At 65.9% G+C, this 10,179-nt stretch carries 10 protein-coding genes and 1 pseudogene; 1 reads left to right on the top strand and 10 read right to left on the bottom strand.

The window, feature by feature from the left end:
* A pseudogene (locus BRAO375_RS38435) lies at positions 1-224 on the bottom strand (OmpA family protein); the annotation flags it as partial.
* A gap of 39 nt (positions 225-263) precedes the next feature.
* On the opposite strand from BRAO375_RS38435, the gene BRAO375_RS37780 reads away from it, so the two are divergent.
* Positions 264-479 (top strand): hypothetical protein, encoded by a 216-nt coding sequence (locus tag BRAO375_RS37780; protein WP_139031514.1) that lies wholly within the window; start codon positions 264-266, stop codon positions 477-479.
* On the opposite strand, the gene BRAO375_RS31130 is transcribed toward BRAO375_RS37780, so the two are convergent.
* From BRAO375_RS31130 to sdhC, 9 genes are all read right to left on the bottom strand, one after another.
* Positions 469-705, bottom strand: a complete 237-nt coding sequence (locus BRAO375_RS31130) for a hypothetical protein (RefSeq protein WP_009031406.1) — start codon at positions 703-705, stop codon at positions 469-471. The genes BRAO375_RS37780 and BRAO375_RS31130 overlap by 11 nt on opposite strands.
* The gene (locus BRAO375_RS31125) at positions 705-1,190 is read right to left on the bottom strand and encodes a pyridoxamine 5'-phosphate oxidase family protein (RefSeq protein ID WP_009031405.1); all 486 of its coding nucleotides are present in this window, start codon (positions 1,188-1,190) and stop codon (positions 705-707) included. The genes BRAO375_RS31130 and BRAO375_RS31125 overlap by 1 nt, the downstream gene beginning before the upstream one ends.
* Before the next feature lie 87 nt (positions 1,191-1,277).
* Complete coding sequence (locus BRAO375_RS31120; protein WP_009031404.1) at positions 1,278-2,105, bottom strand: FkbM family methyltransferase; 828 nt, start codon at positions 2,103-2,105, stop codon at positions 1,278-1,280.
* 110 nt (positions 2,106-2,215) lie between these two features.
* Positions 2,216-4,171, bottom strand: coding sequence for an ABC transporter ATP-binding protein/permease (locus BRAO375_RS31115; RefSeq protein WP_009031403.1), 1,956 nt, complete (start codon positions 4,169-4,171; stop codon positions 2,216-2,218).
* 58 nt (positions 4,172-4,229) lie between these two features.
* Positions 4,230-6,380, bottom strand: coding sequence for an ATP-binding protein (locus tag BRAO375_RS31110; protein WP_009031402.1), 2,151 nt, complete (start codon positions 6,378-6,380; stop codon positions 4,230-4,232).
* Positions 6,381-6,499: 119 nt separating this feature from the next.
* On the bottom strand, positions 6,500-7,282 hold the full coding sequence (locus tag BRAO375_RS31105; RefSeq protein ID WP_009031401.1) for a succinate dehydrogenase iron-sulfur subunit: 783 nt from the start codon (positions 7,280-7,282) through the stop codon (positions 6,500-6,502).
* A 34-nt stretch (positions 7,283-7,316) separates the two neighbouring features.
* Complete coding sequence (gene sdhA, locus BRAO375_RS31100) at positions 7,317-9,155, bottom strand: succinate dehydrogenase flavoprotein subunit (RefSeq protein WP_009031400.1); 1,839 nt, start codon at positions 9,153-9,155, stop codon at positions 7,317-7,319.
* A gap of 3 nt (positions 9,156-9,158) precedes the next feature.
* Positions 9,159-9,533, bottom strand: coding sequence for a succinate dehydrogenase, hydrophobic membrane anchor protein (gene sdhD / locus BRAO375_RS31095; protein ID WP_009031399.1), 375 nt, complete (start codon positions 9,531-9,533; stop codon positions 9,159-9,161).
* A gap of 20 nt (positions 9,534-9,553) precedes the next feature.
* Positions 9,554-9,952: a succinate dehydrogenase, cytochrome b556 subunit gene (gene sdhC, locus BRAO375_RS31090; protein ID WP_009031398.1), complete on the bottom strand. Its 399-nt coding sequence runs from the start codon at positions 9,950-9,952 to the stop codon at positions 9,554-9,556.
* Between the last annotated feature and the right edge of the window lie 227 nt (positions 9,953-10,179).

The following is a 10,179-nucleotide window of genomic DNA, read 5'->3' as shown; positions in this document are numbered from 1 at the left end:
GCAGGCGGCGGGGGCGGCGCCTGATGCGGAGGCGCAGCCGGCGGCGCGGCACCGGGGCCTTGGCGCGGCTGCTTCGGCCGACCGTCGGGACCGACCTCACCACCCGGCCCGCCCGGACCTTGCGCGACGACCATGGGCGCGCTCTGTGCGTGAGATGCGGTGGTCGTCAGCTGCATCGCCGAGAAGGCGGTTGTCGCGAGCAGCAGAACGCGAAGTTTGCTCATGTGTTTTGGTGTCCCGAAACGTTCTTTTTGAAGCACGGCGTGATCAACGTTTATGCGTTAGGCTGGATTGTGGCGCAGTTCAAATCCGCGGGGGGATTTATTTCGACGCGAAACAGCCGCCTGGCTGCCGCCATTCATGTCTCATTCAGTCTTGAATTTCAAAGGCTTGGCGGAACACGACGCAGCGAGAGCCGGCGTCCGGCCGGCCCTCTTGGTGTGCATCATGATCAAGGTTCAATCGCGGTCAATCCGTGACCGGACTTGAATCGGTGATCGGACTCGGCGTGGTCGGACCCAGCGGTCCGCGGCCCGGCACCTCGTCCGGCGTCTGTCCCGGCAGCTCGCGCGGCGGGGCCGGCGTATCCGGCTCGTGCACCGGCGGCGGCACTTCGGGGCTCGGGTTTCCCACCGGATCCTCCGGCGGCGGCTCGACGGGATGCCCAGGCGTCGCCGGCGGGATCTCGGGCGGCTCGATCGGCATCACATCGCGACCTTGCGGTTGTCGCCGATATCGGGACGCGTGTTGGTCACCGCTGCCGCGGCCATCTTGACGTAGCTGATCACCGTGCCCGGCGAATCCCAGAACTCGGCGTCGTCAGGCGTGATCTTGAGCAGGCGGATGTTCGGATCCTCGGCGCTGTCCCACCACGCCTTCGCCGTCGTCGTGAACAGCTCGCGAATCTTGGCGCGATCGTTGGAGATCGTCGCGGTCCCGGTCAGCGAGACGTATTTCTGGCTGCCGGCATCCGCGAAGGAGAGGTTGACCTGCGGCGAGCGCGCGATCTCCTCATCCTTGTGGTGGCGCGCGTCGGTGAGGAAATAGATCATGCCTTCGTCGCGCGCGAGATAGGCGCTCATCGGCCGGGCGCGCAGCTTGTCACCGTCCTTGGTGACCAGCATCGCGAAGCCGATCTTCTTCATCAGGTCCCAGGCGCGATCCTGATCGCGCATGTCATCGTTGCTCATGGTCCGCTCCCTGGATGTCAGGGCGATAACGTCGCGTCATGCCGCGATGTTCCGCGACCGATGCGGGAACCCGGCAGAGCGCGCGGATCAGCCGCGCAGCAGCAGGGTGTTGCTGCGCGTGCGGCCGATCTCGCGATAGCCGCGGCTGATCATGTCGGCGAGACAATCGTTCTGCCATTCGTCGCGGGACAGATGCTCGATGACGACCGCGCGCGGCCACAGCGTCTGCGGCGCATCGCGGAAGAAGCAGGTCAGCACCCGGTCCTCGAAACCTTCCACGTCGATCTTCAATGCGTCGACTTTGGTCGCACCGGCCTGTTCGAGAATCGATTGCAGGCGCAGCGACGGGACCTTGAATGCCTCCGCTCCGGCTGTGCCGACCACGATGTGGCTGGCGCCGAGATTGTCGCCGTCCGTCTCGATCATCACCTCGCCGTCGCTGTCGCCCGCCGCGGCCGCCACCAACCTGACCTGCGACAGCGCGGACGCGTTGCGATTGAAGCTCAACCGTGCATGCGTGACCGGATGCGGCTCGATCGCGATCACCTGGCCGTCAGGTCCGACATGGCGTGCCAGTGGCAGCGCGAACGTACCGACATTGGCGCCGATGTCCACCGCGGTGCCGCCCGGCGGCACGTGGCTGCGCAGAAAATCCAGCTCCTCGCGATTGTAGTCCGGGTTGAACAGCGCGCCACGTTCCGTCGCGCTGACCTGATGGTAGAAGCGGAAGTTGGCACCCTGGTAGCTGACATCGACAGGTCCGGCGCGCAGCAGGTTCACCGTGCGCGTCAGCATCGGCCGGAATGCGCCGCGCTTCAGCCCGGAGCCGTGCGCCAGCCTGATCACCAGCGCCTGCGCGGCGTTCGGAGCGAAGGCCCCGAAGGGCGGCGGCGAGGGATCGTTGTCGGGCGTCAAGGTCGGGTCCTGGCAGTCGAGTCCTGGCGAGAGGGCGCCGAGTGATAGCCGGTTTTGCCGCCTAGTCCAATGCAGCCGGCGCGGCCACATTGTGGTCTCACTGCGGCCGATCAGGCCGCCTTGCGCTGGCGCAGGAAGCGGCCGATCAGGCGGCGCTTGCCCTTGCGCGGAATGAGATCGATGTCGCTGACGAGCTTGGCGCCGCCCTTGCGCCGCTCCAGCACGATCTTGCGGCTGTGAAACGCCTCGAGCTCGGCCCGATGCGCCACGCTGACGATGGTGGCCTTCGGCAGCTCGCTCGTCACCATCTGCATCATCTTGTCCTGGCTCTTCTCGTCGAGCGCCGACGTCGCCTCGTCGAGCACGACGATGTCAGGGCTGTGCAGCAGCAGCCGCGCAAAGGCGAGGCGCTGCTTCTCGCCGCCGGACAGGGTCTGGTCCCACGGCGCCTCCTCCTCGATGCGGTCCTTGAGATGGTCGAGGCCGACCTTGTGCAGGGCCTCACCGACCTGCTCGACGCTCCAGTCTTCGGCGGCGCCGGGATAGGCGACCGCGCGGCGCAGGCTGCCGGAGGGCACGTAGGGGCGCTGCGGCAGCATGAACAGCCGGCGGTCAGGATGGAAGTTGATGCTGCCGCCACCCCACGGCCAGAGGCCGGCGATGGCGCGGACCAGCGTGCTCTTGCCCGTCCCCGATTCGCCGGCGACGAGCAGCCGCTCGCCAGGATCGACCACGACCTCGGTCTCGCCGACCACGGCGGTGCCATCGTCGAGCGTGACGGAGAGATCGTTCAGGCTCAGCATGGCCTCGCCCGTCGTCTCACCGCGCTTGATGCGGCCGATGCCGTCGCCGCGCTCCGCGCGCTCCAGTGCATCGAGCGACATCATCAGCGAGGCGATGCGGCGCGCACAGGCGTTCCAGTCCGCGAGACGTGGATAGTTGTCGACCAGCCAGCCGAACGCGGTCTGCACGATCGTGAACGCGCTCGCCGCCTGCATCACCTGGCCGAGCGTCATGCTGCCGTCGAGAAACTTTGGCGCGCACAACAGCAGCGGCACGACGGGCGCGATCAGGCTCGAACCCTGCGACACCAGCGTCGTGCGCATGTGCTGCCCGGCGAGCCGCGCCCATTGCTGCAGCACGTTGCCGAACGTCCGGTCGATGCCGGCGCGCTCCTCGGTCTCGCCACCGAGCAGCGCGATGCTCTCGCCGTTCTCGCGGACGCGGGTGAGCGTGTAGCGGAAGTCGGCCTCGGCCTGGTTCTTGTCTTCCGATGTCTGCACGAAGCGGCGGCCGATCGCCATGATCGAGCCCGAGGCGATGACGGCATAGACGACGGCCGCGATCACCAGGAAGCCGGGAATGGTCAGCTCGGTGCCGCCGAGATGCAGCGTGAGCGCGCCGCCGATGGTCCACAGCACGACGATGAAGGTCGCTGCCGACAGCAGCGCCGAGGTGACGCCGGCGACGAAATCGACCGGTGAATCGGTGGCGATGCGCAGATCCTCGGCGATGCGGTATTCGGGGTTCTTGTGGTCGCCGCTGACGAGGTTGAGCTGGTAGTAGCGTCCGCTCGTGAGCCAGCGCGTGATGACGCTGTTGGTCAGCCAGGCCCGCCAGCGCCGCTGGATCGCCATCCGCGCATAGACCTGAGCGACGGCGAGGATGACGCTGCCGATCGCCAGCGGGAAGAAGATCGCGGTGAGGTGAAACACCGTCGGGGCGTCGCGCTTCTCGATCGCGTCGAAGATCGAGCGATTCCAGACGTTGATGCCGTACTGAAAGGCCACGGTGCCGACGATCAAGAGCAGAAGCCCTATGGTGAACGGCCAGGCGAGGCGATCTCCGGCGCGGCCCCAATAGCCGCGCGCGCTGATCCAGAAGCGGGTCAGCAGATAGCGCTTGCGGACCTGCTCGGCCTCCTCCGGCGACAGCTCCGGGTCCGGTTCGACCACCTCGGGCGGCGGCGGTTCGACGTGATCGCCGTTCTCGGCTGCGATCTCGATGATCGGCGCCTTTGCCGGCTTGTCGGCGGCGGGCCGTTCGATGTCCTGGATCTGTCCCATGTCGGATAACAGGAACCCAAGTAGAAGGTTCCGCGCCGGGTTCCGCGCGTATCGGCGCTCAGCGTAGCTCCGAGTTCGGCGCCACGGAGGGCGCCCGATACAACGGCACGGGCACGACCTTGTGCAGCACGCGCGACAATTCCTCGATCGAATAGGGTTTTCGCAACAGCTCGAAACCGTGGGTGCCCTGCTGAGCCAACACATGGCTGTAGCCGCTGGCGAGCACGACGGGGATGTTGAGCTCGAGCCGGCGAATCTCCTCGGCCAGCTCGAGGCCCGTCATTCCGGGCATGACGACATCGGTGAACACGACATCGAACCGGCTGGCGCCGCCGATCAGCTCTTCCAAGGCATCCCGCGCATTGTCGACCAGTGTCGTCAGATAGCCGAGCTCGGCGAGCGCTTCGGTGGCCGATCTGCCGACATCGATGTTGTCCTCGACCACCAGCACCGACATGCCCCGGCCGCTGATCGGCATCGCGTGACCACCAGTCTCGCTGCGTTGGTCCTGCGCGGGCGCGACGCGCGGCAGATAGAGCGTGAAGGTCGCGCCCTTGCCGACCTCGCTGACCACACCGATCTCGCCGCCGGACTGCTTGGCGAAGCCGAACACCTGCGACAGCCCGAGGCCGGTGCCTTGCCCGATGGTCTTGGTGGTGAAGAACGGCTCGAAGATTCGGCCGACCTGGTCCTGCGGAATGCCGACGCCGGTGTCCTGAACGGCGATCGCGACATAGCCGAGCGGTGGCCGGTCATGCGGAGCGACCGGGGTCGGAAGATCCGGCGCAGGCGCGACAATGACGCTGAGAAGGCCCTGGCCGGCCATGGCGTCGCGGGCATTGACGGCCATGTTGATCAGGGCGGTCTCGAACTGGCCGGCATCGGTGTTGACGTAGCAGGGCTCGTCCGGCACCGCCGTCACCACCTCGATGCGGGAGCCGACCAAGGTCTTGGTCATGTCGCGCAGGGTGAGGACGCAGCGGCCGATGTCGAACACCTCGGGCTTCAAGGTCTGCCGGCGCGCGAAGGCCAGGAGCTGCGACGTCAGCTTGGACGCGCGTGCGACCGTGTCCGAGATCGCATCGATGTAGCGCTGCCGTCGCTCGTCTGGAAGGTTGGGTCGTCGCAGCAGGTCGGCCGAGGCGCGGATCACCGTGAGCAGATTGTTGAAGTCGTGGGCGACGCCGCCAGTGAGCTGGCCGAGCGCCTCCATGCGCTGGCCATGCTTGAGCGCGTCCTCCGCCTCGAGGCGGCGGGCGGCCTCGATATAGAAGCGCTCGGTGCGCCGGCGGGCGAGGGTCAGGAAGATCACCAGCAGAACCGTCGCCGGGATGCCGAAGATCAGGTGCCGGCTCATCGTCCCGAGCCAGCGGTTGCGGATGGTGGCGGTTTCCAGGCCGGCTGAGACGTAAACCGAATAGCCGGCGAGGCGCTGATAACCGACCCGTCGCTCGACGCCATCGGCCGACGAGGTCTCCGTCACCAGCTGCTCGGTATCCGCCGCGCCCGCCGGGATGTCGTTCGGCGCCGGCCCCGCGCTGCGCTCGGCGGCCGGAAAGCGCGCCAGCGTCAGCCCATCGAACCGCTTCAGGGCGAAGTAGCTGCCGGGGGCGCGGCCGATCCTGGCATAGAAGTGCTCGAAATAATCGGGGAGCACCGAGGCCTGGATGATCCCTGTGAAGCTGCCGTCGTCGGATTGGCGGCGGCGGCTGACGCTGAAGAAGGCGGCGCCCTGGTACGGCGAGCGCGGCCACAGCGGCGCGCCGATGAAGGTGCCGATGCTGTCCTTGACGTGGGCGCTGAAGTAGTCGCGGTCGAGGAACGACATGTCCGGCGCCGGGAAGATCATGCTGTTGACCAGCGGGTGGCCATTGGCGTCGAACACCCAGGCCGACTTCATCTGCGGCAGCGAGTCCGACAATTGGCGGAGCCGCGCATGCAGCGTCTGCTCGCGCAGCTTGATGTCGGCATCCGAGAGATCGCGGACGATCTCGTCGATCTCGGACAGGCTGCGGTCGATCGTCTCGAACACCTTCAGCGCATGTTCGTGGACGACGTCGAGCGAGCGGCGGATCTCGCGGTCGGCCTCCTCGGTGGTCGCTCCGTAGGACACGTAGGCCGCCACCAGGAACAGCGCGAGGGGCAGCGCCAGCGAGGCGACCATCATCCATCGCAGCATCGTCAGCGATTTGCGTTGTGCGGTCTGCACGGTCGCTCCGACCCCAAAAAGGCTGAGAGCTTAACGCAATCGGCGTCCGCTACAAACAAGCCGCGCCCGGAACTTCTGACGGTTCCGGGCGCGATGATATATTACCTGCTGTCGCTCGGTCAGATCTGCCGCTCGACCAGCTTGAGCTTGAGCTCGGCGATCGCCTCGGCCGGGTTGAGCCCCTTCGGGCACGCCTTGGCGCAGTTCATGATGGTGTGGCAGCGGTAGAGCCGGAACGGATCCTCGAGATTGTCGAGCCGCTCGCCGGTCGCTTCGTCGCGGCTGTCCTTGACCCAGCGCGTCGCCTGCAACAGCGCGGCCGGTCCGAGATAGCGCTCGCTGTTCCACCAGTAGCTCGGGCACGAGGTCGAGCAGCAGGCGCACAGGATGCACTCGTAGAGGCCGTCGAGCTTCTCGCGATCCTCGTGGCTCTGCCGCCATTCCTTCTGCGGCGTCGGCGAGGTCGTCTTCAGCCACGGCTCGATCGAGGCGTATTGCGCGTAGAAGTTGGTGAGATCCGGCACGAGATCCTTCACCACCGGCTGGTGCGGCAGCGGGTTGATCTTGACCGCGCCGTCCTTCACGTCGTGCATCGACCGCGTGCAGGCCAGCGTGTTCTGGCCGTCGATGTTCATCGCGCAGGAGCCGCACACGCCCTCGCGGCAGGAGCGGCGGAAGGTCAGCGACGGGTCGATGTGGTTCTTGATCCAGATCAGGCCGTCGAGGACCATCGGACCGCAATCATTGACGTCGACGTAATAGGTGTCGACGCTCGGGTTCTTGCCGTCGTCCGGATTCCAGCGGTAGACCCTGAACTCGCGGACTTCAGTGGCGCCCGCCGGCTTCGGCCAGGTCTTGCCGCCGGTGATCTGCGAATTCTTCGGAAGTGCGAACTCAGCCATTTCGGTAGGCCTTCTTGGTTACAACGGACCGGGCTTAGTACACACGCGCCTTGGGCGGGATGTACTGCACGTCGTTGGTCATGGTGTAGTTGTGCACCGGACGGAAATCGATCGTGGTCTTGCCGTCCTTGTTGTCGATCCACGCCAGCGTGTGCTTCATCCAGTTCTTATCGTCGCGATCCGGGAAATCCTCGCGCGCATGCGCGCCGCGGCTCTCGGTGCGATTGACGGCGGAGTCCATCGTCACCACCGCCTGGGCGATGAGATTGTCGAACTCCAAGGTCTCGATCAGGTCGGAATTCCACACCAGCGAGCGGTCGGACACGGCGATATCGCCGATGCCGCCATACACCTTGTGGATCAGGTTATGGCCTTCCTGCAGCACTTCCCCGGTGCGGAACACGGCGCAGTTGGTCTGCATCACGTGCTGCATGCTCTCGCGCAGCTTCGCCGTCGGCGTGCCGCCGGAGGCGTAGCGATAATGGTCGAGACGGCTGAGCGCCTTGTCGGCGGAGTCCTTCGGCAGATCCGGCTGCTTGCCGTTCGGCGTCAGCTTCTCGGCCAGCCGCAGCGCGGCCGCGCGGCCGAACACCACGAGGTCGATCAGCGAATTGGAGCCGAGCCGGTTGGCGCCGTGCACCGACACGCAGGCCGCCTCGCCCACCGCCATCAGGCCGGGAACGATGGCGTTGTCGTCGCCGTCCTTCTTGGTCAGCACCTCGGCATGATAGTTCGTCGGGATGCCGCCCATGTTGTAATGCACGGTCGGGACGATCGGGATCGGCTCGCGGGTGACGTCGACATTGGCGAAGATCTTAGCGGATTCGGAGATGCCCGGCAGACGCTCCGCCAGCACCTTCGGATCGAGGTGGTCGAGATGCAGGAAGATGTGGTCCTTCTTCTTGCCGACCCCGCGGCCCTCGCGGATCTCGATGGTCATCGCGCGCGAGACGACGTCGCGCGAGGCGAGGTCCTTGGCGGACGGCGCGTACCGCTCCATGAAGCGCTCGCCCTCGGAGTTGACGAGATAGCCGCCCTCGCCGCGCGCACCCTCGGTCACCAGACAACCGGAGCCGTAGATGCCGGTCGGGTGGAACTGCACGAACTCCATGTCCTGCAACGGCAGACCGGCGCGCAGCGCCATGCCGCCGCCGTCGCCGGTGCAGGTATGCGCCGAGGTGCAGGAGGCATAGGCGCGGCCGTAGCCGCCGGTGGCCAGGATCGTGGTCTGGGCGCGGAAGCGATGCAGGGTGCCGTCATCGAGCCGCAGCGCGATCACGCCGCGGCAGACGCCCTGGTCGTCCATGATCAGGTCGATCGCGAAATACTCGATGAAGAACTCGGCCGCATGCCGCAGCGACTGGCCATACATCGTGTGCAGCATCGCATGGCCGGTACGGTCGGCGGCGGCGCAGGTGCGCTGCGCCTGGCCCTTGCCGTAGTCCATGGTCATGCCGCCGAACGGACGCTGATAGATCTTGCCGTCCTCGGTGCGCGAGAACGGCACGCCCCAATGCTCGAGCTCATAGACCGCGTCCGGCGCATTGCGCACCATGTATTCGATCGCGTCCTGGTCGCCGAGCCAGTCCGATCCCTTGACGGTGTCGTACATGTGCCAGCGCCAGTCGTCCTGGTGCATGTTGCCAAGCGAGGCCGAGATGCCGCCCTGCGCCGCCACGGTGTGCGAGCGGGTCGGAAACACCTTGGTGATGCAGGCCGTGCGCAAGCCCGCTTCGCTGCAGCCGACCACCGCGCGCAGTCCAGCGCCGCCGGCGCCGACCACGACGACGTCGTAGGTGTGGTCCTCGATCGGATAGGCTTTTCCGTTCGTCGCGGGCGCGCCGTTCGCGCTGCCATTTGCTCCGCCGGCCATGGGCTAGACTCCAGTGGACAGTTTGATGAGGGCGTAGATCGAGGCGAGCGCCACGGTCACCGAGAAGAAGTTGTTCGCCATGATGGCGATCAGCTTGAGCGGCTCGTTATGGACGTAGTCCTCGATCACCACCTGCATGCCGATCTTCATGTGCCAGCAGCTCGCGATCACGAACAGCAGCATGATCACCGCAATCGGGATCGAGCCGAGGATCTGGGCAGCGCCAGCCTGGTTGCGGCCGAGCAGCATGATCACGACCACGACGACCGGCACGATCAGCAAGGTCATCGCGACCGCGGTAAGGCGCTGGCGCCAGAAGTCGCCAGTGCCCGAATGCGCCGCACCGAGATTGCGGACGCGCCCGAGCGGGGTCCGCATCGATTTTGCGCGTGCGTTGCTCATCGGCCGCCTCCGACTGCGTAAGCCACGATCCACACCAGAACGGTCAGGCTGATGCCGCCGATCAGTGCGCCCCAGGTGAGCGTCTCGCGCTCATTGGGCTTGAAGCCGTAGCCGAGGTCCCAGACGAAGTGACGGATGCCCGACAACAGATGATGCAGCAGCGCCCAGGTATAGCCGAACACGATCAGCCGGCCGAGGAAGCTGGCCATGAAGCCCTGGACATAGGAATAGGCGCTGGGCCCGGACGCGGCGGCGATCAACCACCAGGCCAGCAGCAGCGTCCCGAAATATAATGCAACACCGGTGGCGCGGTGGACGATCGAGAGGATCATCGTCAGCGTCCAGCGGTAGGTTTGCAGATGCGGCGAAAGCGGTCGTTCGATCCTGGCTGTCATTGGTTGCTTTGATGATTTCTTGTGGGCCGTGAACGGAAGGGGCTTGCGGCCGTGTGGATCGGCAAGGCGGGCTTTATTTACGGAGAAGGAACAGGTGTTGCAACGGACAAATGGCCCAAAACCGAACAGTGATTCAGTACTAGGCGAGCGGTGAAAAAAGGATCAATGGCGGCCGTGGTATACCAGAAGCCAGGATGCACGTGATGAAACGAATTTCTATTCACTTC

The sequence above is a fragment of the Bradyrhizobium sp. ORS 375 genome, assembly GCF_000239775.1.
GTDB lineage: Bacteria > Pseudomonadota > Alphaproteobacteria > Rhizobiales > Xanthobacteraceae > Bradyrhizobium.
This window is presented reverse-complemented; position numbering and strand designations above follow the sequence as displayed.

Coding starts and splice junctions, on each gene's coding strand:
- BRAO375_RS31130 (WP_009031406.1), bottom strand. CDS start 705: ATGCCGATCGAGCCGCCCGAGATCCCGCCGGCGACGCCTGGGCATCCC.
- BRAO375_RS31125 (WP_009031405.1), bottom strand. CDS start 1,190: ATGAGCAACGATGACATGCGCGATCAGGATCGCGCCTGGGACCTGATG.
- BRAO375_RS31115 (WP_009031403.1), bottom strand. CDS start 4,171: ATGGGACAGATCCAGGACATCGAACGGCCCGCCGCCGACAAGCCGGCA.
- BRAO375_RS31105 (WP_009031401.1), bottom strand. CDS start 7,282: ATGGCTGAGTTCGCACTTCCGAAGAATTCGCAGATCACCGGCGGCAAG.
- sdhA (WP_009031400.1), bottom strand. CDS start 9,155: ATGGCCGGCGGAGCAAATGGCAGCGCGAACGGCGCGCCCGCGACGAAC.
- sdhD (WP_009031399.1), bottom strand. CDS start 9,533: ATGCGGACCCCGCTCGGGCGCGTCCGCAATCTCGGTGCGGCGCATTCG.
- sdhC (WP_009031398.1), bottom strand. CDS start 9,952: ATGACAGCCAGGATCGAACGACCGCTTTCGCCGCATCTGCAAACCTAC.